Annotated in this window: 23 protein-coding genes and 1 pseudogene; 11 read left to right on the top strand and 13 right to left on the bottom strand. The window is 68.5% G+C overall.

Annotated elements, in window-relative coordinates; translation table 11 throughout:
* Positions 1-164: 164 nt before the first annotated feature.
* The 3 genes from QM721_RS04760 to trhA form a co-directional block, all read right to left on the bottom strand.
* Complete coding sequence (locus tag QM721_RS04760; protein ID WP_415119499.1) at positions 165-974, bottom strand: isoprenyl transferase; 810 nt, start codon at positions 972-974, stop codon at positions 165-167.
* A 342-nt stretch (positions 975-1,316) separates the two neighbouring features.
* On the bottom strand, positions 1,317-2,255 hold the full coding sequence (locus QM721_RS04755; protein WP_415119497.1) for an NAD(P)-dependent oxidoreductase: 939 nt from the start codon (positions 2,253-2,255) through the stop codon (positions 1,317-1,319).
* A gap of 118 nt (positions 2,256-2,373) precedes the next feature.
* Positions 2,374-3,024 (bottom strand): PAQR family membrane homeostasis protein TrhA, encoded by a 651-nt coding sequence (trhA, locus tag QM721_RS04750; RefSeq protein ID WP_415119495.1) that lies wholly within the window; start codon positions 3,022-3,024, stop codon positions 2,374-2,376.
* A gap of 166 nt (positions 3,025-3,190) precedes the next feature.
* Here trhA and QM721_RS04745 point away from each other — a divergent pair, with 166 nt between their 5' ends.
* On the top strand, positions 3,191-5,884 hold the full coding sequence (locus QM721_RS04745) for an HAD-IC family P-type ATPase (RefSeq protein WP_415119493.1): 2,694 nt from the start codon (positions 3,191-3,193) through the stop codon (positions 5,882-5,884).
* 141 nt (positions 5,885-6,025) lie between these two features.
* Here QM721_RS04745 and QM721_RS04740 read toward each other — a convergent pair whose 3' ends face one another.
* From QM721_RS04740 to mca, 6 genes and pseudogenes are all read right to left on the bottom strand, one after another.
* Positions 6,026-8,059: a thioredoxin domain-containing protein gene (locus QM721_RS04740; protein WP_415119491.1), complete on the bottom strand. Its 2,034-nt coding sequence runs from the start codon at positions 8,057-8,059 to the stop codon at positions 6,026-6,028.
* A 391-nt stretch (positions 8,060-8,450) separates the two neighbouring features.
* A complete protein-coding gene (locus QM721_RS04735) occupies positions 8,451-10,229 on the bottom strand; it encodes a DUF262 domain-containing protein (protein ID WP_415119489.1) in 1,779 nt (592 codons plus the stop codon).
* Between the two features lie 68 nt (positions 10,230-10,297).
* Positions 10,298-10,489, bottom strand: coding sequence for a hypothetical protein (locus QM721_RS04730; RefSeq protein WP_415119487.1), 192 nt, complete (start codon positions 10,487-10,489; stop codon positions 10,298-10,300).
* Positions 10,490-10,631: 142 nt separating this feature from the next.
* Positions 10,632-10,691 (bottom strand): annotated as a pseudogene (locus QM721_RS04725) (hypothetical protein); the annotation flags it as partial.
* A 45-nt stretch (positions 10,692-10,736) separates the two neighbouring features.
* On the bottom strand, positions 10,737-10,898 hold the full coding sequence (locus QM721_RS04720) for a hypothetical protein (RefSeq protein WP_415119485.1): 162 nt from the start codon (positions 10,896-10,898) through the stop codon (positions 10,737-10,739).
* Positions 10,880-11,815: a mycothiol conjugate amidase Mca gene (gene mca / locus QM721_RS04715; RefSeq protein ID WP_415119483.1), complete on the bottom strand. Its 936-nt coding sequence runs from the start codon at positions 11,813-11,815 to the stop codon at positions 10,880-10,882. The genes QM721_RS04720 and mca overlap by 19 nt, the downstream gene beginning before the upstream one ends.
* A gap of 71 nt (positions 11,816-11,886) precedes the next feature.
* On the opposite strand from mca, the gene QM721_RS04710 reads away from it, so the two are divergent.
* Entirely contained in the window at positions 11,887-12,291 is a 405-nt protein-coding gene (locus tag QM721_RS04710; protein WP_415119481.1) for a DUF4307 domain-containing protein, read from the top strand.
* A gap of 69 nt (positions 12,292-12,360) precedes the next feature.
* Positions 12,361-12,873, top strand: a complete 513-nt coding sequence (greA, locus tag QM721_RS04705) for a transcription elongation factor GreA (RefSeq protein ID WP_415119479.1) — start codon at positions 12,361-12,363, stop codon at positions 12,871-12,873.
* Between the two features lie 222 nt (positions 12,874-13,095).
* On the opposite strand, the gene QM721_RS04700 is transcribed toward greA, so the two are convergent.
* The 3 genes from QM721_RS04700 to QM721_RS04690 all read right to left on the bottom strand — a co-directional run bounded on the left by QM721_RS04700 (position 13,096) and on the right by QM721_RS04690 (position 15,831).
* Positions 13,096-13,479 (bottom strand): DUF2089 domain-containing protein, encoded by a 384-nt coding sequence (locus QM721_RS04700; protein WP_415119477.1) that lies wholly within the window; start codon positions 13,477-13,479, stop codon positions 13,096-13,098.
* 35 nt (positions 13,480-13,514) lie between these two features.
* Positions 13,515-14,387, bottom strand: a complete 873-nt coding sequence (locus QM721_RS04695) for a hypothetical protein (protein ID WP_415119475.1) — start codon at positions 14,385-14,387, stop codon at positions 13,515-13,517.
* A gap of 283 nt (positions 14,388-14,670) precedes the next feature.
* Entirely contained in the window at positions 14,671-15,831 is a 1,161-nt protein-coding gene (locus tag QM721_RS04690) for an AI-2E family transporter (protein ID WP_415119473.1), read from the bottom strand.
* 184 nt (positions 15,832-16,015) lie between these two features.
* Between QM721_RS04690 and QM721_RS04685 the strand changes: the two genes are divergently transcribed.
* The 8 genes from QM721_RS04685 (at position 16,016) to QM721_RS04650 (ending at position 23,801) form a co-directional block, all read left to right on the top strand.
* Positions 16,016-17,539, top strand: a complete 1,524-nt coding sequence (locus QM721_RS04685; protein WP_415119471.1) for a molybdopterin-dependent oxidoreductase — start codon at positions 16,016-16,018, stop codon at positions 17,537-17,539.
* Between the two features lie 153 nt (positions 17,540-17,692).
* Positions 17,693-18,889: an MFS transporter gene (locus QM721_RS04680; RefSeq protein WP_415119469.1), complete on the top strand. Its 1,197-nt coding sequence runs from the start codon at positions 17,693-17,695 to the stop codon at positions 18,887-18,889.
* Positions 18,886-19,569: a uracil-DNA glycosylase gene (locus QM721_RS04675; RefSeq protein ID WP_415119467.1), complete on the top strand. Its 684-nt coding sequence runs from the start codon at positions 18,886-18,888 to the stop codon at positions 19,567-19,569. Before QM721_RS04680 ends, QM721_RS04675 begins: the two co-directional genes overlap by 4 nt.
* Before the next feature lie 97 nt (positions 19,570-19,666).
* The gene (gene dacB, locus QM721_RS04670) at positions 19,667-21,166 is read left to right on the top strand and encodes a D-alanyl-D-alanine carboxypeptidase/D-alanyl-D-alanine-endopeptidase (protein WP_415119465.1); all 1,500 of its coding nucleotides are present in this window, start codon (positions 19,667-19,669) and stop codon (positions 21,164-21,166) included.
* Between the two features lie 45 nt (positions 21,167-21,211).
* The gene (msrA, locus tag QM721_RS04665; RefSeq protein ID WP_415120114.1) at positions 21,212-21,850 is read left to right on the top strand and encodes a peptide-methionine (S)-S-oxide reductase MsrA; all 639 of its coding nucleotides are present in this window, start codon (positions 21,212-21,214) and stop codon (positions 21,848-21,850) included.
* A gap of 599 nt (positions 21,851-22,449) precedes the next feature.
* Positions 22,450-22,845 (top strand): pilus assembly protein CpaE, encoded by a 396-nt coding sequence (locus QM721_RS04660; protein WP_415119463.1) that lies wholly within the window; start codon positions 22,450-22,452, stop codon positions 22,843-22,845.
* Between the two features lie 158 nt (positions 22,846-23,003).
* A complete protein-coding gene (locus QM721_RS04655; RefSeq protein WP_415119461.1) occupies positions 23,004-23,150 on the top strand; it encodes a hypothetical protein in 147 nt (48 codons plus the stop codon).
* 210 nt (positions 23,151-23,360) lie between these two features.
* Positions 23,361-23,801, top strand: a complete 441-nt coding sequence (locus QM721_RS04650; protein ID WP_415119459.1) for a CoA-binding protein — start codon at positions 23,361-23,363, stop codon at positions 23,799-23,801.
* Between the two features lie 21 nt (positions 23,802-23,822).
* Here QM721_RS04650 and QM721_RS04645 read toward each other — a convergent pair whose 3' ends face one another.
* Positions 23,823-24,887: a GtrA family protein gene (locus QM721_RS04645; RefSeq protein WP_415119457.1), complete on the bottom strand. Its 1,065-nt coding sequence runs from the start codon at positions 24,885-24,887 to the stop codon at positions 23,823-23,825.

Below are 24,887 nucleotides of genomic sequence, written 5' to 3'. Positions count from 1 at the left end.
AAATCCCCCCCCCACACAGGACACACAATCCGAGGTCTCGACAAGCTCGACCAACGAAAACCAGCAACCACCGCTGGTTGAGCTAGTCGAAACCCCCACACAGGACACACAATCCGAGGCCTCGACAAGCTCGACCAACGAAAACCAGCAACCACCGCTGACTCTCAGCGGCCGAAGCGGCGTTCCCGCTGGGCGTAGGCTCGCAGCGCGCGAATGAAGTCGACCTTGCGAAAATCCGGCCACAGGGCCTCGTGAAAGTAGAACTCGCTGTGCGCCGACTGCCAGATCAGAAAGCCCGATAGCCGCTGCTCACCCGAAGTGCGGATCACCAGGTCGGGGTCGGGCTGCCCGGCGGTGTACAGGTGCGAGGCGATCTGGTCGATCTCGAGCGTCTCGGCGAGCTCGGCCAGGCTGCTGCCCTTGGCCGCCTCGGCGGCCAACAGCGACCGGAACGCGTCGCGCAACTCGTGCCGTCCGCCGTAACTGACCGCCACGTTCACGTGCATGGCCGAGCGCCCCTCGGTTGAGGCCGACGCCTCGCGCAGCCGGGTCGCCATGGCCTCCGGCAGTAGGTCGAGGTCACCCACGATCTGCACCCGCCACGGACCCTCCGCGGCCAGTTCGACCACCAGGTCTTCGATCACCTGCAGCAGGGGCGCGAACTCGTGGTCGTCCGACCGGTCGAGGTTGTCGGTAGAAAGCACCCACACGGTCACGGTCGGGATGCCGACCTCTTCGCACCAGCCGACGAACTCCTTGAGCTTGTCGGCCCCGGCGTCGTAGCCCACAGCCACCGGCTCGTCGGGGGCGTTGCGCCGGGCCCAGCGCCGATTGCCGTCGGCCATCACCGCCACGTGCCGCGGCAGCCGGTCGGGGGTCAGGTCGGCCAGCAACCGCTTTTCGTAGGCGTGGTATGCCAGACCGGTCGGATCGAGCGCGGTGAGCACCCGGGCGACGCGAGTGACCCACTCCATGCGGGCAACCCTACCGCCGTGCGCGCCGGCGGGGGTGGCACGAGCAGGGCTGTCGAACCGGTTTGACCGTGATTCACCTGTGGGCGACGTAGCGAGCGGCGCCAGAGCGGCGCACTGGCAAGCCGGTTGCGCGCAGCCGGTGCACCCTTGGCGTCGCACAGTGACCACAGATCGGCGGATCGAGGTTTCACCAGACGCTGATCTTTCGCTGGTCGAGCTTGTCGAGACCTCGAACGGAATGCTCCCACGAGGGATTTCGACAAACTCAACCGGACGAAATCCCTGCCACAGCGTGATGACCGAGGTCTCGACAAGCTCGACCAGCAAGAAATCAGCGGTTCCTCAACGGGTGGCCAAGTTTCGCAGCGGTTCACCGGCCACGAACCGCCGCAGGTTCTCGCCGATGAACTCACGAGTGTGCAGCGGACGACCACCGGCGTTGTGCGGGGTCAGAATTGTGCGCGGCGCACTCCACAGGGGCGAATCGGACGGCAGCGGTTCGGTCTGCATCACGTCGAGTGCGGCTCCGCCCAGGGTGCCCGCCGTCAGCGCGGCAACCAGCGCCTCCTCGTCGATGGCGTTGCCGCGGCCGACGTTGACCACCCAGGCCCAGGCCGGCAGCAGGGCCAGCCGGCGGGCGTCCAGCACGTTGTCGGTGGCCGGCGACTTGGGCAGCACCAGCACCAGCACGTCGGTGCGGGGCAGCAACTCGTCCACCTGCTCAGTGGCCACCACCGGAAACCCGCCGCGTTCGCCGGCGCTGCGCGCCACCCCGGTCACCGACGCCCCGAACGCCGCGAACCGTGCCGCACAGGCCTGCCCGATCGAACCGAAGCCCCAGATCGTCACCCGCGAGTCGATCAGCGTGGTCAGCGTCTTGCCGTCGTGCAACGGCTTGAACCCGCTCAGCTCGGCGGCCCAGCGGTGCTCACGTTGCGCCGCGGCCGCTTCGGGCAACTGGCGCAGCCCGGCCAGAGTGAGCGCGATGGTGTGCTCGGCGACCGTCTCGTCGTGAAAGCCGCGACCGGTCGTGACCTGCACAGAATCGGGAAAACCGGCCGCCAGCACCGGGTCGGGGCCGGCGGTGAGGGTCTGGATCCAGCGCAAATTGGGGGCGCCCACCAACTGGTCGATGATCGGCGATGCGAAACCCCACAGCACCGCCGCGTCGGCGGCCAGATGGGCCTCGGTCAGGTTCTGCTCAGGGTCGTAAGGGAGCATCTCGACTCCGTCGACCGGATCGAGAACCGCGGGTGCGTCGGTGGGAACGATCAGCAGCATGAACCCCACCTTGTCACGGCAGCGCACAAGGGGTTGGCCAATCATCGTTGGTCGAGCCTGGTCGAGGCCATCGCGATGTGGCGGTTTCGACCAGCTCGAGCGACGGCGTGCCCGTTGATCAGCCCAGGGTGACCATCGCGATCGCGATGAAATGGCAGATGGCGGCCACGATCGTGCAGGCGTGAAAGATCTCGTGGTAGCCGAAGTAGCGCGGGGACGGGTCGGGCCGCTTGAGCGCGTAGACGACGGCACCGGCGCTGTAGACCAGGCCGCCCAACGCGATCAGCACGAAGGCCGGCAGGCTGGCGTTCGCCCAGAACTCGCCGACCCAGCCGAGCGCCGCCCAACCCATCACCAGATACAGCAGGGTGTGCAGCCAGCGCGGAGAGTTGATCCAGACCAGGTTGAAGAACACCCCGGCGGCCGCGGTGGCCCAGATGATGATCAGCAGCATGGTGCGGCTGGACGGGCTGAGCAGCATCAGGGCCAGCGGCGTGTACGACGCGGCGATGAACACGAAGATGTTGGCGTGGTCGAGCCGGCGCAGCATGGTGCCCGTCCGCTCGCCCCAATTCCCCCGATGGTAGGTGGCACTGACACCGAACAGTTCGACCGCGGCCAGCAGCCACACGGCACCGCCGATGCGTCCGGTGACGGTGGGTGCGAGCACCACCAGCGCCAGGCCGGCCAACAAGGCCAGCGGCGTCATCACCAGGTGCAGCCAGCCGCGCATCAGCGGTTTGGCAACCGGAGCGTGACTGAGATCCATGGTGCATCCTTGGGTTGTCGTGACGCTACCTACGGTAACGTAGGTTCATCATCGGATCAAATCATCAGCCGATGAAATCGGCCTCACCTGCGAAGCAGAATCCGGCCACCGAACCGGCGCCGGACGCGGCGCGCCGTCGGGCAGACTTGCAGATCAGGAGGCAGCCATGACCGTTCAGACATCCGCCGGGCACCCCGAGCAGGCCCACGCGCTGACCGCGGACGAGACGCTCGAGGCACTCGGCGTCAGCGCCGACGGCCTGACCAGTGCCGAGGCCCAGCAGCGACTCGACCGGTACGGGCCGAACCGGCTCGAGGCGGTCGCCCCCGAGTCGGCGATCAAGCGTTTTCTGTCGCACTTCGACGACGTGCTGATCTACATTCTGCTCGCGGCGGCCGCGCTCAAGGTGGCCATGGGCGAGTGGATCGACTTCTGGGTGATCTTGTCGGTTGCGGTGATCAACGCGGTGATCGGCTTCGTGCAGGAGGGTCGCGCCGAACAGGCGCTGGCCGGCATTCGCACCATGCTGTCGGCCGACGCCCAGGTGCACCGCGACGGCGCGTGGAGCTCGATCCCGGCCGAACAGCTCGTGCCGGGCGACATCGTCCGAGTGGCGGCCGGGGCCAAGGTGCCGGCCGATCTGCGACTGATCGAGGCGTCCAACCTACGGGTCGAGGAGGCTGCGCTGACCGGCGAGGCGGTGCCGTCCGATAAGCGGGTCGAGCCGGTGGCGCTCCGCGCGGGCATCGGCGACCGCTCGTCAATGCTCTTCTCGTCGTCGCTGGTGTCGGCCGGCCAGGGCGTCGGCGTGGTCACCGCCACCGGCGCCCAGGCCGAGATCGGCCGGATCACCACTCTGCTCAGCGAGATCGACGCCTTCGACACCCCGCTGACCAGGCAGATCGCCGGATTCGGCAAACACTTGTCACTGGTCATCGCCGTGATGGCGCTGGCCATGGTGGCAATCGGCAAGCTGCTGCACGGCATGCCCGCCGGCGAGCTGATCTCGGCCACCATCGGTTTCGCGGTCGCAGCCATTCCCGAGGGCCTGCCGGCGCTGGTCACCATCACGCTCGCCTTGGGCGTGCAGCAGATGGCCAAGCGCAACGCGATCGTCCGCCGGCTGCCGGCGGTCGAGACACTGGGGTCGGTCACCCGGATCTGCTCCGACAAGACCGGCACCCTGACCACCAACGAGATGACGGTGCGCACGGTGGTGACCCCGCTGGGCGACTACAGCGTGGAAGGGCTCGGCTACGACCCGTCCGGCACCATTCGGCAGGGCGACACCGAAGTCACCCTGGCCGGACACGGCGACCTGCTGGCCACCGTGGCGGTGATGAGCGTGGTCAACGACGCCGTGGTGAGCGAAACCGACGGACGCTGGGGCCTGGTCGGCGAGCCCACCGAGGGCGCCTTGCGCACTCTGGGGTTGAAGGCCGGTTTCGACCCGTCCGGGTACCCGCGCACGGCGGTGCTGCCGTTCGACTCCGACCACAAGTACATGGCGACCGCGAACACCACACCCGAGGGACACCGGGTGATCATGGTCAAGGGCGCCCCCGACCGGCTGCTCGACCGGGCGACCCAACAGCTCGCCCCCGGCGGAACGGCCCCGCTCGATCGGGACTGGTGGAACGCTCAGGTGGACGCCCTGAGCACCCAGGGGCTGCGGGTGCTGGCCGCCGCCAGCCGGCCCGCAGACGCCGACACCGTGACCCATGACGATCTCACCGACCTGGTGCTGCTCGGCATCACCGGCATCGTCGACCCGCCGCGGCCCGAAGCCATCACCGCCATCGCCACCTGCCACGCGGCCGGCATCAAGGTGACGATGATCACCGGCGACCACGCCGGCACCGCCACCGCGATCAGCCGCGAGATGGGCATCGTCGACGAGTCCACCGAATCGGCGGTCACCGGCGCCGAGCTCGAGGCGGCCTCCGACACCGAACTGCGCAGCATCGTCGACCGCACCGACACCTTTGCCCGCACCAGCCCCGAGCACAAGCTGCGCCTGGTGCGGGCGCTGCAGGCCAACGGCGAAATCGTCGCCATGACCGGCGACGGGGTGAACGACGCGCCGGCGCTGAAACGGGCCGACGTCGGGGTGGCGATGGGTATCAAGGGCACCGACGCCACCAAAGAGGCGGCCGACATCGTGCTGGCCGACGACAACTTCGCCACCATCGAGTACGCCGTCGAAGAGGGCCGGCGAATCAACGACAACCTGAACAAATCGGTGCTGTTCCTGCTGCCCACCAACGGCGCCCAGTCGCTGGTGGTGCTGGTGGCGGTGCTGTTCGGCACCACCATGCCGCTGGAGCCGGTGCAGATTCTGTGGGTGAACATGATCACCGCGGTCACCTTGTCGCTGGCCCTGGCCTACGAGCCGGCCGAGGCCGACATCATGCGCCGGCCGCCCCGTGCGCCGGGCACTCCCCTGGTCAGCGCCCGGTTCTTGCCCCGGCTGGGGCTGGCGTCGCTGCTGATCGCGGCCGCGACTCTCGCCACCTTCTTGATCGGGCTGCGCCTCGGCCTCGACGTGGCCGCCGCCCAGACCTGGGCCGTCAACACCCTGGCACTCGGCCAGGCCGCCTACCTGTTCAACTCCCGGTTCCTGCGCGAGTCGAGCCTGCGCCGCGAAGCTCTGGTCGGCAACCCACTGATCTGGCCGGTGATCGGCGTGCTGGTGCTGCTACAGATTGCCTTCGCCTATCTGCCGGTGCTGAACACCTGGTTCGGCTCGGCGCCGGTCGGCGTGCTGGGGTGGGCGGTGCCGCTGGGGTTCGCGGTGGCGATCTTCCTGGTCATGGAGGGCGTGAAGGTGCTGGTGCGGCGCTCCGAGCTGCGCGGCTGATTGACCCCGCACCCCGTTGTGGAGGCGCTGATCAACCACCGCTGGTTGAGCTTGTCGAAACCCCTCCCAGGGCATGTACCTACGGGTTCTCGACAAGCTCGACCAACGACAAGCTCGACCAACGACAAGCGCGGGGCGTGCTCAGGGTCGCTGCCACAAGGCACTGCGCAGCGGCTTCAGTTCGGTGACCGGCTCGAAGCAGACGGGGCCACGGCACACATAGGCGGTGGCCGCTCCCCCGCGGGCGTCACGATCGTCGAAGTGATGGGCGAAGCCGGACGTGCCTGTGGGGCCGGCCAGCAACGCCGTCCCGGCCGGAGCCATCCGGGCCGCGGCCCGGGTCAGCTCAGCGATCGGCTCGTCGCCGGGGGTGACGATCACCGCGACCGCAGGCATCAGCCGATGGCGGGCCTGATCGGCGATCAGTTCGTCGGCCAGCGCCCAGCCCGCGAAGCGCGGGGCCGACTCGACCATGCCGCGCAGGGTGACCGCGGCACGATCGGCCCGCTCCGCCAGGTCGGGGCGGTCGGCCAGCAGACCGACCAGTCGCAGCGCCGCCACCAGGCAGGCGGTGCCCGAAGGGGTGGGGTTGTCGGAGGTGTCGCGCGCCCGGGCGAACGGACCCGGCCCGTCAGTCGCCGGGGCATCGTAGAAGCCGCCGTCACCGGCATCGAAGCCGGCCAGCGCCGCCTCGAGCAGCAGCACGGCCCTCTCGAGCCACAGTGACGACCCGGTGGCGCCCGCCAGTCGGGCCAGCCCCAGCGCGAGAGCCCCGTGGTCCTCGGCCATGCCGGGAGCGTCACCCGCGACGCCGTCCATCGCGGTGCGGCGCAGCCGTCCGTCGACCCACAGCGTCCAGGTCGCCTCGGCGGCGCGGGCGGCCAGGGCGAGCCAGTCCGGCTCGCCGAACACCAGGGCCGCGTTCACCAGGGCGTCGATCGCGAACCCATTCCAGGCGGCCACCAGCTTGTCGTCGCGGGCCGGCGCGAACCGGGTGGCCCGCACCTCACGCAGCCGGTCGAGCACTCCGTCGAGCCGCTGCCAATCGGGCCTGCCGCGCAATTGCAAGGTCGACAGGCCATGCTCGAAGGTGCCGGCGGCGGTGACGTGGAACAGCTCCTGGGCCCAGGCGCCGTCCGATGCACCGAGGGCGTCGATGAGCAGTTCGGGCGACCACACGTAGTAGATGCCCTCGTGCACCATGCCGCGAATGTCGCACGAATCGGCGTCCAGGCTTGAGCCGAACCCGCCGCGCTCAAGCTGCAGGTCGTCGCGCAGAAACCGGACGATGCCGCGCACCGTCCGCTCGAACAGCAGCCGCAACCCCTGATCGTGATCGGCGGTGCGGCACCAGGCGCGGGTGTAGCTGCCCAGCAGCAGGGCGTTGTCGTAGAGCATCTTCTCGAAGTGCGGCACGACCCACGCGGCGTCGACGCTGTAGCGGTGAAAGCCGCCGCCCACCTGGTCGTGAATGCCGCCGCGCAGCATCGCCTCCAGGGTGCGCTGGGCGGCGTCCAACGATGCTGGTTCACCGGTCACCAGCAGGGCGTCGACCAGACCGGGGGTGGGGAATTTGGGCGCGCGCCCGAAGCCGCCGTGCACGGCGTCGAAGTCGGCCGAGACCTGCCGCAGCACCCCCGGCAGATCGACGGCTGCCGGGGCGGGCGGCGCATCGAACTCGCCGGAGACATGCGCCACAATGCCGGCCGCGCTGCTCAGCACCTCGTCGCGGCGGTCGCGCCAGGCGTCGGCCAGCGCGGTGACCACCTGGGCGAACGACGGCATGCCGCCGACCGGCTGCGGCGGGTAGTAAGTGCCCGCGAAGAACGGGTCACCGCCGGGGGTGAGAAACACCGTCATCGGCCAGCCGCCCTGCCCGGTGAGCGCCTGGGTGGCCTTCATGTGCACGGCGTCGATGTCGGGACGCTCCTCGCGATCGACCTTGATCGCCACGAAATGTGAGTTGACCAGGGCCGCGACCGCCGGGTCTTCGAACGACTCGTGGGCCATCACGTGACACCAGTGGCAGGCTGCGTAGCCGACGGATAACAAGATCGGTACGTCGCGGCGCCGCGCTTCGTCGAACGCCCCGGCGCCCCACTGCCACCAGTCGATCGGGTTACCGGCGTGCTGCTGCAGATACGGGCTTGTCGCATCGGCGAGACGGTTGACCAATTCTCTGACTCCTGACGAGCGGCATGCCTACCACGTGACCCGAGGGATAGACGAAGCAGATCTCCGAGAGCCAGACGCGACTCCCACCCGTCCAGACTAGTCCGAGAATGGACCCCGGCCAGGCGCGCGGCAGCCCCGGCGGGACTCGACCATCGTCACCAGCGGCACCGAGGCGAACCGCCGCGACGACGGCATCGCTGTCGCCCCCGCCACCCTTCTCGGCCCGTGAATGTCCGCCAATGACAGCCCAAGGGTGCAAACGGAGCTCCGGGAACACTGGCAAGAAACGAAGGCCCGGAATCTCGCTCAGGGCAACAGCCCGATTTTGCCCGAGGACCAACTCTGGCTTTCGCCGACCCGGAGAAGAGCGTGCCGGTTCGGCGATGAAGAGTCATGACAACGGGAAACGCTCAAGGACACGATCGGCAAGCGAATCGGTACGGGCTTCGATGTCGGCTACCGTCCACCCTTGCTTCTCGGCGAGTTCATTGTTCAGCGCGAGGCCGTTCTTGTATCCGATGAAACGCCCCTGAAAGTCAATGCGGTCACGCTTGTCCGGGAAGGATTTATTGCCCAGGTTGCTGTTGTACGCCGTGATTGTCAGGTTGCCGAGCCGGTGGACGTGCTCCTCCTGCGCAGCCTTCGCTGCCTCGGCTCCGCCAAGCATGTCCTGCCATGCCTGAGGGATCTTCTCGCCCTGCGGAAAGATGTGCTCGATCGTCCAAACGAAGTGCCCCTTCTCCTGAACCCAGAGATCAACCTTGGTCTCTTTCGTCATCGCGTCCTCGGCGAGCGTCGTCAGCACGAAACGGGTGACGTCGGTGTTCTCTTCGTAGATTGCACTTTCAAGCCGCTCGCGGAACGTCTCGTCGCTCGATGAGGCGCCGGTCAGCTCCGCCGACACCACGGCGACGGCATCGTCACCGACTACGCCGTCCAACCTGGAAATGACATCCATGAAGAGCTTGGGCAAGGCGTAGGTCTGTGGGAACCCGGTCAGGTTGCGGCGCACGAAGAAGCTGGTCAGTCGTGTCACGACATCGACCAGTTGCACCTCGGACAGTTCCAGCAACTCGGCCTTGCTGAGCATCCACATGATCAGGATGTACGAGGGGGCACCTTGGGCGCGAGTAAGTTGCCGAAGAGCGTGGTCCAGTGCGTTGGGTGAGTCAATCTCCGCCGTGCCAGTCACACGCCCATAGATCTTGCTGGCAGCGACCAGTGCGTCAACGCGCGCCTCGATGTCACCTGCGAGGAGCGCCTCGTAGATGCGGATCAGGCGCGACTTCGTCGCGACTGGCGCGTTCGCCACCATGGGCAACTCGGCCTTGAAGGAGTTGTAGTAGTGGCGCAGGAATCTCTCGTGGATGGCGTAGTCGTCGCCGAGACTGGTGAGCATCTCGTTCCAGCGCTTGAACGCATCATCGACGTTCATGACCTTCTTGCGCTCGGCTTCAGCGAGGAGGTGGTTCTTGATGAGGTCGACGGGCGTCAGTGGCATGCCTCGGTTGTTGAGGGACTCGAACAAGACGAAGGCATCGGCATGGCTGGCGACCTCAATCTTCACAATGACGGCCTGCTCCACGGCATCACGGATCCTCATGGCGGCATCGACTTCTCTGACGCCTTCGGACTCCGCCAGTTTGGTGAGTGCCATACGGAAATGCTCGTAGCACTTGGAGATGCGACGCAGTGAGAAGTACGGCTTCTTGCTGGGGTCAATCTTGAGGCCGGCTGCCGCGAGTACCGTCCGGTAGTCGTCGCGGTTGTGCCCTTGGGTCTGCGGGGTGACCCGGGGCTCGCCGTCCTGCTTCCTGATGAGCTGGCGCCCGAGGTTGGTGACGTCAGTTCGATCGTCCTCGTCAAGAACATCGACGTTGGCCTTGAGCACCGAGTAGATGGCCGCCAGCAGGAGAGTGATGGTCGTCATGCGCTGCTGGCCATCAACAAGTTCCAGCACGTTGCTTGCTGCCGCATCGTCGGTCTGGTTCACGGTAATGATGGTCCCAAGGAAGTGAGCCCCATCTGCCTCGACAAGGTCTTGGAAAAGGTCCTCCCATTGGCCCTTCTGCCACGAGTACTCGCGTTGATACGGCGGGATCTTGTACTGTAGGTTCCCGTCGTGGCCGAGCAGCGTGTGCACCGGGTATTGGTTGGCGGACTTGATCACAGGGCCAAGCCTATTGGCCTGTCGAATCGACAGTGCGCTGGACTCAACACCAACGGTCTGGCGTCAGCTCACTCGGGACGCGTCAGCACGTTCAAAAACTCGTCGTTGACGAAGAGCAGTTCCCTGCCCACCTTGATGTCGCTCAGGAGGCCCGCTTGAACCAAAGCGTGCAACCATGACGAGGCGGTCTGGCGCGCAACGTCGCAGCGCTCGGCAACGGTGTTGATGCGGCAGTACGGCTGTTCGAACAGCAGGGCCAAGAACTGCGGCCGTCACCGCTCGCAACAGCCGGTAGTAGTCGTTCTTCCGGGCGATGATCGCCCGCCAGAGGTAGAGAATCGGGTCGTTCAGCAGGCCGGCCTCGATCAGCATGAGGATGTTGATGACGCGGCCGGTTCGCCCGTTGCCGTCGTGGAACGGGTGGATGGCTTCGAACTGGTAGTGGGCCAGCAAGTGACACACGGAACCCCGGAAACGGAGCCCCGCTGCGCGACCCAGACACGTCGCTTACCGATCGACCCCGTCGTCCGGCTTGCCGCCCTCCGCCGGCGTCCGGATCTTCCCGATCTCGTGCCGCATGCTGCGGTACAGCAGGTACATCACCACGGCGAGCGCCACCACCATCGCCAGCGGAAACCAGCTTGCGTCGGCTAGATCGAGTAAGACCATGTGTTGAGAGTAACCGGGGTTCGGGTGTCGATGCCCGCGAACAGGTCTTCTTCGGGCAGAGCGACCGGCACTGTCGACTTGGCCAGTTGAAAATCCTCAGTCGGCCAGCCGGCCTGCTGAATCGCCATCGGCACCGCGAACCAAGGCCCGTCGGGGTCGATCTGGCTGGCGTGGGCCCGCAGGGCGTGGTCACGCAGCGGGAAGTACTCCGCACAGGGCACGAAGGTGGTCAGCCGGTCCTCCACCTCGTCGCGCTCCCAGTTCTTCAGCCACTCCGCGTAGGGACTCTCCAGACCGTGCGCGTGCATCAACTCGTCCAGCTTCGCGAACCGCGCACGGTGAAAACCCATGTGGTAATAGACCTTGAGCACCTGCCAAGCCGGGCCGTGCTCGGGCCAGGCATCCGGATCGGCGGCGGCCGCCACAGCGGCCATCGAGACCTGGTGGCACATGATGTGGTCGGGGTGCGGGTAGCCCCCGTTCTCGTCGTAGGTGGTCAGCACGTGCGGCCGGAACTCGCGAATCACCTTCACCAGCGGCCCGGCGGCGATCACAGGGTCCACCAGACCGAAGCAGCCCGGCGGCAGCGGCGGCAGCGGGTCACCCTCGGGCAGCCCCGAGTCGACGAACCCGAGCCAGGTCTGCTCGATGCCCAAGATGGTCTTGGCTCGCGCCATCTCTTCGTGCCGCAGGGTGGCGATGGTGGCCCAGTTCTCGGGGGTGTCCATGCGTGGGTTCAGAATCGAACCCCGCTCGCCACCGGTGCAGGTCGCCACCAGCACCTGGACGCCCTCGGCCACGTACTTGGCCGTGGTCGCCGCCCCCTTGGACGACTCGTCGTCGGGGTGGGCGTGCACGTGCAGCAGCCGCAACGGCTCGCCCGCGGCGTCCACCCGCATCATGGTGGTCTCAGACATGGGCGCCATTGTGCCCACCAGCCCCAACGGACCACACCAACTTCCAACGGCCGGACGGGCACAATGGCCGGGTGAGCATCACCGAGGCCGACCGCGAGCGGATCAGCCGCCGCTACCCGCGCAAACGCTTGTCACCGGCGGTGCTGGCGGTGCTGGGCGTGGTCGTGCTGGCCCTGATCGGCTACGTGGTGTGGGTGGCCTCACACCGAGCCAACCCCGCGGTCACGGGCCGCATCGACACCTTCGCCATAGTTTCGGACAACGAGGTGACCGCAACGCTCACGGTGGAGCGCCCCGACCCGTCGGTAGGGGCCAAGTGCTTTCTGATCGTTCAGGCACTCAGCTACGACCGGGTCGGTGAAAGCTGGGTCGAGATTGCGCCGGGCAGCCAGCGACTCACCACCGTGCCGGTCAGCCTGCGCACGTTCAAGCGCGGCACAGCCATCACGGTCGACTCGTGCACCACCGCAACCTGACACCACCAGCGCAACCCAATACCACCAGCGCAACCTGAGACCGCGGGCGAATGTTGCTAGGCTCGACCGATGGCTGACGAGCAGATTGAGACCATCTGGCTGACCCAGGAGGCGTTCGACGCGGCCAGCGCTGAGCTGGAGCTTCTGAAGGGCGAGGGTCGCGCCACCGTGACGGCGAAGATCGCCCGCGCCCGCGACGAAGGCGACCTGAGCGAGAACGCGGGCTACCACGCCGCCCGCGAAGAGCAGGGCCAGCAAGAGCTACGCATTCGCCAGTTGGAGTCGATGCTGCGCAACGCTCAGGTCGGGGAGGCCCCCGAGGGCGACGTCGACCAGGTGGCCCCCGGTTGCAAGGTGACGATCGCCTACGACGACGATCCGGACGACACCGACACCTTTCTGCTCGGCTCACGCGAGCTGATGGCGCTGGCAGACTCCACCTCGATCGAGGTGTTCTCCCCGCAGTCGCCGCTCGGACAGGCGATCACCGGGGCCAAGGTCGGCGACACGGTGAGCTACATCGCCCCCACCGGCAAACCGATCGAAGTCACCGTCCTCGAGGTGCAGCCCTACCGGAGCTGAGTGCGCTGAATTCTCGCCGGCTGAGCAAAGGAAGTCCTGCTCTATGCGCCCACCGCTGGTTGAGCTGGTCGAAACCCCTTGCCGGAGCGGCACATTCGAGGTCTCGACAAGCTCGACCAGCAAGGGTCAGGGGTCTCGACAAGCTCGACCAGCGAGGGTCAGGGGTCTCGACAAGCTCGACCAGCGAGGGTCAGGGGTCTCGACAAGCTCGACCAGCGAGGGTCAGGGCAGCTCGGCCAACAGTGCTGCGGCCCGCTCGGGGCTAAGTGTGCCGGCCGACACCTGGGCCAGCACCTGCGCTCGCGCATCGAGGGCGATGGCACCGGGCGTGGCGGCGTCGGGGGCGGGCGCTTCGGCGCCGGCCAGCCCCAGCTTCACCAGCAGGTCGGTGAACCGGGCCCGAGCCGTGGGGTACGACACTCCGAGGTGCTTCTCGACCTCACGCAGATTGCCCCGCGAGCTGAGGAACACCTGCAGCAGCTCTAGCTCTTTGGCGTCGAGCGCGCAGAAGTCGCAGCGGGCGAAGCGGCCCGACAGCTCGGTGCCACAGCCCGGGCAGCCGAGCCGGCTGGTGACCAGCTCGTCGCCGCACACCGGGCAGTCCACCGGCGCACGATGACCGCCGCCGCGGGCCCCGCTGCTCATCGCAGATCGGCCTTGATGGTGGCCCACCCCATCACCACGCCGACGTCGAGCCGGGCGGCACCGCTGCCCAGCACCACCTCGTCGACGTGGTCGTTGGCGGCCCCGGCCCAACTCACCTTGCCGAGCTGGACGTCGGTCCGCACCGTCACGCTCGACCGGTCACCCAACTCGATGTCGATCGAACCCGACTCGCAGCGAATGCGGGAACGCCCGGTGGCGAAGTCACCCCGAATAGTGGCCGACCCGGCCTGCACCAGCACGTCACTGGCCTCGGCCACCCGGTCGAGGGTTGCCCCGCCGGCGGTGACCCGGATCTTGCCCAGGAACGGCACCCCCTGCGTGGTCAGCGCTCCCGCAGTCACCTCGGCATCGACCGCGATGCTGGGGTTGACCCGCACCAGCAGCTCTTTGCCCAGGCCGAGCGAGCGCAGGTCGTCGAAGCTGCGCGGCGGCAGCAGAATGAACCCGTCGAAGCTGGGCCCGATATCGCCGTCGCTGGTCACCTCGAGCACCGAGCCGCTGCGGCGCAGCACGTGTGGGCCGTCCACCGCGGCGGTGGCGACGGTGCCGTCGCCGACGATGCGCACCCGCCGCGCCACCGCCCGCACGCTGACCAGGTCGACCCCCTTCGCACCAGTGGCCCGGCGCGGGCTGGGCGGCACGTCCTCGACGAACGGCGGCTGGCTGAACACCCCCGCCGCGTGCCGGTCTGGGCCGTCCATATCGCCTGCGAGATCGTCGTCACTGGGCTCGGCGGTGGCTGCGGCTGCCGCCTTCAACGCGTCGATGCGCCGGGCGGCCTCGGCGGCGTCAATGCGCCCCGCGGCGAGGTCTTCAAGGATCGGCGTCAGATCCGGTTCAGTTGCCATGCAACAAATGTAAACCAGACTTTCTAGAATAGAAAGCCTTCGGCGTTAGGTGTTTCCCTTACCGAACCGCTGCTTGTCGCCGGTCGAGCCTGTCGAGACCTCGGGTATGCGGCTCCGGCAAGAAGGGTTGCGACCCGCTCAACCAACGGTGGTTGCGTTGCGCACTCCTTTGAGAAGGCGCCGGTTTTCGCCCGTCGAGCTTGTCGAGATCTCGGACGGAGTGCCCTGACTAGGGGTTTTCGACAAGCTCAACCAGCGACGGGTTGCGCGGATCAGCGCTTCCTCAAGCGTCTACCCCTTCGGCCGTTAGGCCTCTGAGCGAGCGGAGGAACGCCACCGCGAACGCCATCACGGGGATCACCAGCAGAGCCCCGACGATGCCGCCCACCTGGGCGCCCACCGCGATGCCGATCAGCACCGCCAGCGGGTGCAGAGACGCCGCCCGGCCCAGCAGCAACGGTTGCAGCAAGTGCGACTCCAGCCACATCACCGCGATGGTGCCGCCCAGCATGATCAGGGCCGCCACCCAGCCGTGGGTGATCAGCGCGAGCGAGGTGGCCACCGTGCCAGCGATCACCGCGCCCACCACGGGAATGAAACAGACGATGAAGGTGAGTGCGAACAGGGCCAGTGCCATCGGCACGCCGATGAACGCGGCGATGATCGCCACGCCGGCGGCGTCCACCGCAGACACGATCACCTGTGCCCGCATGTAGCTGACCAGGGACGCCCAACCACGTTCGGCCGCCTTGTCGGTGGGCTGCTGGTAGCGCTCGGGGAGCAGTCGCATGGCCGTCTTCCACAGGTGCTCCCCCTCGGCCAGAAAGAAGAAGGTGGCGATCATGGCGATCGCGACGCCGGCGAAGAAGTGCCCCACCGAGGTGCCAACCTTGGCGGCGTAGCCGGCCAGCACCGCCCGCGAATCGCTGATCCACGTGGTGAGTGACTGCATCCACTGGTCGATCTGGGTCTGGTCAATGCCCAGCGAACCGTCGCCCAGCCACTGCATCAACTGGTGAAATCCGGCCACCGACTGCGCGACCAGTTCGGGCGCCTGCCGAGCCGCATTGACGCCGATGCCCCAGCCAATGCCCACGATGACCAGCCCCATCACCAGCAGGCAGGCCACCGCTGCGAGCAGCGGGTGCCAGTTGTGCTGCTTCAACCGCTGCGCCAGCGGGCTGAGCAGGGCGGTGAGCAGAAAGGCGATGCCCAGCGGCACACTGACCTCGGAGAACTCGGACAGCAGCCAGCCGACGCCCCACACCACCGCCGCGAACAACAGCACCCGCCACGACCAGCCGGCCGCCGTCCGCACACCTTGCGGAATCGGGTTCTCCGGCTCGGGTTCGGGTGTCGGGTCTGACGTCCCGATGGACGACGCCGGCGCGACGGCGCCGGCCTCCGGACGGCGCCGGGTACGGCGGAACGGGCGGAAAGCCATGCGGTGATCCTCTCGCGGGGTTGCCACCCAGCCTACTGACCGGTGGGGCGACGCATCCGGTTCGCCATCGTCGGGTTCTGGCCCCGGCAGCTGTGAACCCGGACGGGTGTGGGCGCGGGCTACGCTCGAAGTCGCACCCGTCCGGCACCGCTGCGGCGCCGAATCGCAGGTGCAAGGAGGTGCGATGCCGATCGACACCGCTGATCATGCGAAACGACGCGCCGCCCTGGCCGGAGCGCTCGCCGTGTTCGCCGGGCTCGGCTTCGGGCAGTTGGTCGCGGCGCTGGTCGCACCTCAGGCCGCCCCGGCGCTCGCCGTCGGCGCCCGGATCATCGATCTGACCCCCACCCCGGTGAAGGACTGGGCCGTCGCCACCCTCGGCACCTGGGACAAGCCGGTGCTGGTCGGCGGCGTTGCGATCGGCACGCTGTGCCTGGGAGCCCTGATCGGGTTGCTTGCGCTGCGGCGGCGGGCCTGGCTGTGGATCGGCCCGGCGCTGCTCACCGTGATCGCGGCCATGGCCGCGGCAGCGGCGCCGCAGGCCGGCCCGTTCGCGATCGTGCCCGCAGTAGCAAGCGGCGGTGTGGGCGGCCTGACCCTGCGCTGGCTGCTGGGCACCGGGGCCGCCCCCAGCGACGACGACGGAGCACCCCGCGCACTGCCCCGGCGGGCCTTCATCGCCGGCAGCGCGGTCGCCGGGGCGTCCGGCGCCGCCGCCCTGATCGCCGGGCAATACCTGAGCAGCACCCGGCAGCGGCCCACGCCAGTGACACTCCCGGCCCCGAGCGAGTCCCTGGCGTCGCTGCCGTCCGGGGCGGACGCACCGGGGATGGCACCCTGGGTCACCCCCAACCAAGAGTTCTACCGGGTCGACATCAGCCTGATCGTGCCCACCGTCGACGTGGCCGGGTGGCGGCTCAGCATCGACGGCCTGGTCGATCGGCCCTACAGCCTGGGCTGGGACGACCTGCTGGCGCTACCCCTGATCGAACGCGACGTCACGCTCAACTGCGTCAGCAACGAGGTGGGCGGCCCCTACATCGGCGGCGCGCGCTGGTTGGGGGTGCGCACCCGCGACCTGCTGGACCGGGCCGGCGTGCAGGCCGGCGCCGACATGGTGCTGAGCCGCTCCAGCGACGGGTTCACCGCGAGCACCCCCGTGCAGGCACTCACCGACGACCGCGACGCGCTGATCGCGATCGGCATGAACGACCGGCCATTGCCGGCCGAGCACGGCTTTCCGGCCCGGCTGCTCACCCCCGGGTTGTACGGCTACGTCGGTGCGACCAAGTGGCTCACCCAGCTCACCGTGACCAGCTACGCCAATGATGCGGCCTACTGGACGCTGCGCGGCTGGGCGCCCGAGTGCCCGGTCAAGCCGTCGAGCCGCATCGACACCCCGAGCGGGTCGGCCAGCCTGCAGCCGGGCACGGTGATGATCGGCGGCGAGGCGTGGGCGCAGCAGATCGGCGTGGCGCGGGTGCAGGTACGCATCGACGGTGGCGACTGGCGGGCGACCCAGATCGGCCCGGACGGTGGCATCGACTTCTGGCGACAGTGGACCTATGCCTGGCCGGCCACCGCCGGCCAGCACACCCTGGAATGCCGGGTGATCGACGACTCCGGCGCCGACCAGGTCGAGGTTCGGGCGGCGCCATTCCCCGACGGGGCGTCGGGCCTGCACAGCGTGGTGGTCACGGTCGGCTGAGTTCACCCACACTGCTGGGCAAACGCCGGCATCGTTGGTTGCGCCCCGAAACCCCTGGCCAGTGCGGCACCGGGGCGGCCTCGACCCGCTCGATCAGCGTGTCCGTGGGCATCGGGAATCGCCCCGATGCGGCGCCGTTGTTAGGTTGAGCGGGTGAGGTTGTCGCTGCGCTCATCGCTGCCCCGCACCGTGGTGATGCTGGCGGTGTCGGCGTTCTTCGTGGCGGTCGGCTTCGGGGTGATGATTCCGGTGCTGCCGCTGTTCGCCGCCTCGTTCGGCGTCACCAATTTTCTGATCGGCCTGGTGGTGTCGGCCTTCGCCGGCATGCGGCTGGCGATGAGCCCTTTCGTGCGGCGAATCAGCGACCGCGTCGGCCACCGCCGCACGATCGGCATCGGCATGTGGGTGGTCGGCGGGTCGTCGGCGCTGTGCGGGTTGGCGGGCAGCTACGGGGAACTGTTGGCCTGGCGGGCAGTGGGCGGTCTCGGCTCGGCGATGTTCACCATCTCGGCCACCGCCCTGCTGCTGGCGAGCGTCGGCCCCGAGCTGCGCGGCCGGGCCAGCGGGCTCTACCAGGGCGGCTTCCTGCTGGGCGGCATGACCGGGCCGGCGATCGGCGGGCTGCTGGCCGGAGTGTCGCTCACCGCCCCGTTCTACTTCTACGCCGGCACCCTGGTGATCGCGGGCACCATCGCGTTCACCCAACTGCACGACCCGCCGGGCATGGCCGAGGCGACCGCCGCGGCACCCACCCGGTCGCTGGCCGAGGTGGCCCGCGACACCCGGTTCCGGGCCGCCTGCCTACTCAGCTTCGGCACCGGGTGGCAGTCGTTCGGGGTGCGGTCGGCACTGGTGCCGATTCTGGTCGTCAGCTACCTGGGCGCACACCCCTCGTGGACCGGCATCGCGTTCGCGATCGCCGCCGTCGCCCAGACCCTCGCCTTGCAACCGGCCGGACGTGCCACCGACCTGATCGGACGGCGTCCGGTGATGGTGGCCGGTGGCCTGCTGGCTGCCGCGTCGACGCTGGCCACCCCGTTCGCTCCCAACCTGCCTGTGCTGGTGGTGCTGCTGTGCGTCTACGGGGTGGCCTCGGCGGCCCTGGGCACCGCACCGACGGCCGCCCTGGGCGACGCGGCCAAGGATGCTGGCAGCCAGCCGGTGGCGATCTTCTCGATGATCGGCGATTCGGGCGCGATTCTCGGCCCCCTGGTCGCCGGCCTGCTGGCCGACCACCTGGGCATGCCCGCGGCCTTCGGTGCCGGGGCGGCGATTCTGCTGGCCGGGGCACTGCTGTCGTGGTCGATCCCAGCCCGGCTCGATCGGCCCGAACCGGTACGGGCGCGATGACCCGCCGCCCGTTGCCCGAACTCGTCGCCCCCGACTGGGCCGACGCCCTGGCGCCGGTCGCCGACCAGATCGCCGCCATGGGCGACTTTCTGCGCGCCGAACTGGCCGCCGGCCGCGGCTACTTTCCGGCCGGCCCGAATGTGCTGCGGGCCTTCAGCCGTCCACTGTCCGACGTGCGAGTGCTGGTGGTGGGACAGGACCCCTACCCGACCCCCGGGCATGCCGTCGGATTGTCGTTCTCGGTGGCGCCGGACGTCCGTCCGGTGCCCCGGTCGCTGGCCAATATCTACGCCGAATTGCACACCGACCTGGGCATTGCGCCGGCCGCACACGGCGACCTGAGCGGTTGGTTCTGCCAAGGGGTGCTGCTGCTCAACAGGGTGCTGACCGTCCGTCCGGGAGCCCCGGGTTCGCACCGCGGCAAGGGCTGGGAGCAGGTCACCCAGCGGGCGATCGAGGCCCTGGTCGCGCGCGGCGGCCCGCTGGTCGCGATCCTGTGGGGACGCGACGCGCAGAACCTGCAGCCGATGCTGGGCGAGGTTCCGGTGATTGCCTCGGCGCACCCCTCGCCCCTGTCGGCCCGCTCGGGCTTCTTCGGCTCGCGTCCGTTCAGTCGCACGAACGCGGCGCTCGAAGCCCAAGGCGCCCGTCCGATCGATTGGCGGCTGCCGGCCGGCTGAACGTTGGAGCCCGGGCTGTCGACGTTTCGCCCCCTCTGGATCGGTGGGGGCCGGTGTGGCACCCTGACCGGAGTCCCCGACCGGAAGTGCTCCAGCCATGACCCGCCACCCACGCCTGCTGTTTACCCCGCTCGTGCTCCTGCCCGTGCTGGCCCTGCTGCTCACCCCGGCTGCCGCCCCCGCGGCGGCCGATCCGCTGGTCCGCCCGGCGGCCTCTGATGCCGCCTTGGCGACCAAGGTGGCCTCGGTGCTCAGCGACTCGAGGGTGAAGAAGGCCACCGTCGGCGTGGTGGTGACCGAATCGTCGTCGGGCACCCCGTTGTACCGGCGATCGGCCACCACCGCCATCTCACCGGCTTCGAACATGAAGCTGGTCACCGCCGCCGCCGCGCTCGATCTGCTGGGCCCCGACCACACCTTCAGCACCGAGGTCTACTCTCCCGCCGCCCCGGTCGACGGCGTGGTCAGCAAGCTGTACCTGAAGGGCAACGGCGACCCGACCCTGCGCGAGCGCGACCTTAAGGCACTGGCCGCCCAGGTCAAGGCGGCGGGTATCACCCAGGTGAGCGGCGGTGTCGTCGGCGACGGCAGCTTCTTCGATTCCGACAAGTACAACAACTACTGGGACCCCGCCGACTACAACAACGCCTACGCCGCCCAGGTCACCGGGCTGACCCTGTCGCCATCGTCGAGCTACTCAGTGGGCACTGTCCAGGTCACCTACCAACCTGGCTCCGGCAAGGGCAAGAAGGCCAAGCTCGGGCTCGTGCCCGCTCGGGCGGCGGGGTATGTGAAGCTGGTCAACAAGACCACCACCACAGCGGCCGGCTCGGGAGCCTCGATCAGCGTGCGGCGCACGTCGGGCACCAACACCATCACCGTTTCGGGACGGGTGGCGCTCAAACGCAGCCTGGTGAAACGCACGGTCACGATCAGCAACCCGACCCGTTACGCGGCACACGTGTTCACTCGTGTGCTGCGCGCGTCCGGCGTCACGGTGCTCGCTTCCCCCACCACCGGTAGCACACCGGCAACCCGAGTGCAGGTTGCCTCCGACAGCTCGGTGCCGCTGAGCACCATCGTCACGCTGCTGATGAAGCCGTCGAACAACGGCATGACCGAGCATCTGGCCAAGACCCTGGGCCGGGTCAACGGCAAGGCCGGCACCTGGAAGGCCGGTGCCGCCACCATGCGCACCTGGCTTGCCGGCACCCAGACCGTGCCGTCGAATGTGGTGTTGGTGGACGGCTCCGGGCTCGCGCACCGCAACAAACTCACCGCCCGGGTGCTGGTGCGGCTGCTGCAGTATGCCCAGACCCGGAGCTGGTTCGACGTCTTCTACGCCTCGCTTCCGGTGGCCGGCAACGCCGACCCGGCAATCGGCGGCACACTCGCCGACCGTATGGTCGGCACCGCGGCACAGAACAACCTGCGGGCCAAGACCGGCACGCTGAGCGGTATCACGGCGCTCAGCGGCTATGTCACCGACAGGTCCGGACGCCGCTACACCTTCTCAATGCTCGGCACGTACAGCGGCTCGTCGCCGCGCATCGTGTTCGACAAGCTCGGCGCGACGCTGGCAGGCTGGTCGAGCTGAGGAATGTCGCACCCCATGCCGGGGTTGCTGTGGCAGGAGGCACACATGCTGTTCACCAAGCCGACCCTGGTCGACCCACGGGTGGCCCTGCCCGGGCGCGGCACCCCGGTGCTCGCCCAGCCGTTCTTTCACCGGGTCTTCGGCCATCGCATCGACCGGGTGCCCGCGGGCGCCGAGGTGGCGATTCTGGGGCTGGGCTGCTTCTGGGGGGCTGAGAAGCTGTTCTGGAACACCCCGGGGGTGCTCAACACGGCGGTTGGCTACGCGGGCGGCTACACGCCGAACCCCAGCTACGAAGAGGCCTGCTCCGGACGCACCGGGCACGCCGAGGTGGTCAAGGTGGTCTATGACCCTCAGCGGCTGAGCTACGAAGACGTGCTGGGAGTCTTCTTCGAGAACCACGACCCCACCCAAGGCTTCCGGCAGGGCAACGACCGGGGCACCCAGTACCGCTCGGCCATCTACACCCTCGACGACGACCAGGCCACGCGCGCCCGGGCCGTCCGCGACGCCTACGCGCCCGCCTTCGCCAGCGCGGGCTTCGGCGAGATCACCACCGAGATCGCTCCGGCCGGCGCGTTCTATTACGCCGAGGGCTATCACCAGCAGTACCTGGAGGCCAACCCGTTCGGCTACTGCCCGGTGCATGCCACCGGGGTCACCTGCAACCCGCCGACCGACTGAGCCGAAGAAACACCGATTTCGCTGGTCGCGCTTGTCGAGACCCTCGGATGTGCAGCTCTCACTCGAAGATTCCCGCAACCAGAATCTTCCCGTCCCACGGCGGGCCGGAACAGCCCTGTGATGCTGAGTCGAAGATTCGCCGAATCTCCTCCCATCCCGATCCGCGCGCGAAGCCGCGGCCAGCTACTGGCAAGGGGTTTCGACATCGATCTGCGGCCACCGTGCGACCCCAGCCGGGCGCACGGGCTGCGTGCGCGGATGCCACCCTCGATGAATGTGGCGACCCGCGACGCAGGGACACGGCGGTGGCGACCCTGGCCATGGCAGCCCAAGGCGTCGATCGTGCCTCGGCAGGGCGCGCGGCGATTCGAGCGTTATGGGGCCGGCTGGCGCGCCCCAGGTGTCCCGACGCGCACAGATGAGCGTTATGCCCGCCATGGCGGCAGGTCATAACGCTCATCTGTGCGCGTCGGGACACAACTGCGACGCTGCCGCGGATCAATACGCCCGTTTCTCGGCGGGCGCGCCCAGCAGTAACCGATCGGGTGGATCGAAACGCCCCTCCGGGCGGGACGGCAGCGCGGACTATCCTGACCGCCATGATCGACGCCGACCTGGCCACCCGGTTGCGCGACGCCGGGTTGGGGTGGCGCCCGACGAGCGGCGACCGGTTCATCATTCCCAGCGGCGACTTCGCCGGCGAGGTGTTCGTGGTGGCCGAGATGACCATCGAGGTGCAGGACGTGCCCGGCGGCAACGCCGTGTTCAAGTTCAACGGCACCACCGAATGGGCGCTCGATTCGGTGGACGCCCGGCGGGTGCTGTGGCTGCCTCGCGAAGACCAGTTGCGCGACGAACTGGGTGACGCGTTCGACACCCTGGCCGTAGTTCCGGGCGGCTTCGCGGTGACGCTGAGTGGCGGCTCGCGACATCTCGACATCGACGCCGAACGTGCCTACGCCCGAGCCCTGCTCCATACCCTCGGGGCATCGTGAGTGTGCCGTCCATCGCCGAGGGCGAATTGCTGGCGATCAGCCGAGCGCGGTGGATCACGTTCAAGAACTGACCGACGACCACACGGTGCGCCTGAACCGCCACTTCGTCCGCTACGCCGGCTCCAACCGCTCCATCGGGCAGCCGTAGAATGATTCGCATGGGCACTCCTACAGTGGCCGAGAATCCATCGCGCATCGCCCTCCGCTATGGCTGGGCGGCGTTAACTCCGGTGGTCGTCGTGGCTACCGTGGCCTTCGGCCCACCGGCACTCATGGTCTTCTCGGTGGTGGCAGGGGCGCGCTGATTGAGACCGGTGTTCGCGCGCGCGGCTGGGCGCGTCCCGTCGTGATCACGATCGGGGTACTGCTGGTGGCACTGCCGGTGTTCGGCTTCATCGACATGGCGAGCGGCAGCTTCGTGATCACCCTGCGCTGATCGGGCCGCATCGGTCGGCCGGATCTGCACCGGACGCTCACCTCGGACCTGCGGGCCTTCGGCAACTAGGGTGGCCGACATGACGCCAGCAGCCGCACCCCAGGCCCGCCCCGCGTGGCACAACCAGCAGACCATCGACCGCTTTCTCGACGAGGCCCGCGTGTGGGCCGTCGTCGGCCTCTCCGGCGACCCCGGCCGCACCGCGTACGCGATCGCCGACCTGCTGTACAGCCGTGGCAAACGGGTGATCCCGATTCATCCTCGCGCTCCGCTGCTGTTCGGTGAGCAGGGTTACCGAAGCCTGGCCGAGGTTCCCTTCGCGATCGACGTGGTCGACGTGTTCCGCCGCTCCGATGCGGCCGGTCAATACGTCGACGAAGCCATCGCGACCGGCGCCGGCGGGGTGTGGCTACAGCTCGGCGTGATCGACCACGACGCGTTCGAGCGGGCCACCGCGGCCGGGTTGCCGATGGTGATGGACACCTGCCCGGCCATCGAGTGGAGGTTGCGCGCGAGTTGACCGCAGCGCGCACGAGTGCGATCAGCCGATACCGACGGGCTCTCGGCGTTCGGCTGGGCCGGTCGGCTCAGCCGTGGCCGTCGGCTGGCCGAACACCAGGCTGCGCTGCACCTGGAAGCTAGCCAGAAACAGAGTCGGCTCGACCAGCACCTTGGCCAGAGCCAGCGCCAGGCCGAATCCGGTAAGCCAGGCCAGCAACCCATAATTGGCCAGCAGCAACAACGCGACCAGCGCGTAGTAGCGCAGCATCGTGGACCGCAGCGGACGTCGCGATGCGAACACCATGCGCCGGTTGGTGACGAAGTTGACCGCCGAGCTCAACCCACGAGCGCCGATCACCGCCGCCAGCAGGTTGCCGGTCAGCGCATTCAGCACCAGCAGGGCGACGAAGTCGACGCCGAAGGCGATCAGCGACGACGCCGAGAACGCCAGCAGCGGCAGGTAGATGCGCACCGAATCGGCCAGCGGGCGGAAGTGTGACGACGAGTTACCGGCCAGGTAGATGGTGGCGATCGGCACCTCGTCGATCGTCCAGCCGGCCTCGCGGGCCCGCAGCAGCAGGTTGAGCTCGTACTCGAACCGGTCGCCGGGCACGCCGCACAGCCAGTCGAGCGCTTCCGGCGGGTAGCCGCGCAGCCCGGTCTGGGTGTCGCTGACCGCCACGCCGCTGGCCGCCCGGAACGCCCAGCGGGTGATCACGTTGCCCACCCTGCTGCGCAGCGGCACTCGTCCGGCGAAGGCACGAACGCCCAGCACCATGGAGCCCGGACGAACCGCGCGTCCGACCCGCAGAATGTCGACCACCGCGTGCTGGCCGTCGGAATCGGCACAGATCACGCTCTGCCCCGGGTAACGCCGGGCGATGTGCGCGAAGCCGTGCTTCAGCGCCGCACCCTTGCCCCGGTTAGCGGCGAAGCCGATGACGTCGGCGCCCAAAGCCGCGGCGTCACTGAACAGCGGGGCGTAGCCCGGGCCGCTGCCGTCGTCGACCACGACCACCGCCACCTCGGGTGCCTCACGGGCCAGGTCGCGCAGCAGGGCGAGCAGTTTGCGATCGGGTTCGAAGGACGGAATCAGCACGATCAT

Source organism: Micropruina sp., from assembly GCF_047602085.1.
Classification (GTDB): domain Bacteria; phylum Actinomycetota; class Actinomycetes; order Propionibacteriales; family Propionibacteriaceae; genus Micropruina.
The sequence above is the reverse complement of the archived record's forward strand: the minus strand, read 5'-3'. Positions and strand labels throughout refer to the sequence as shown.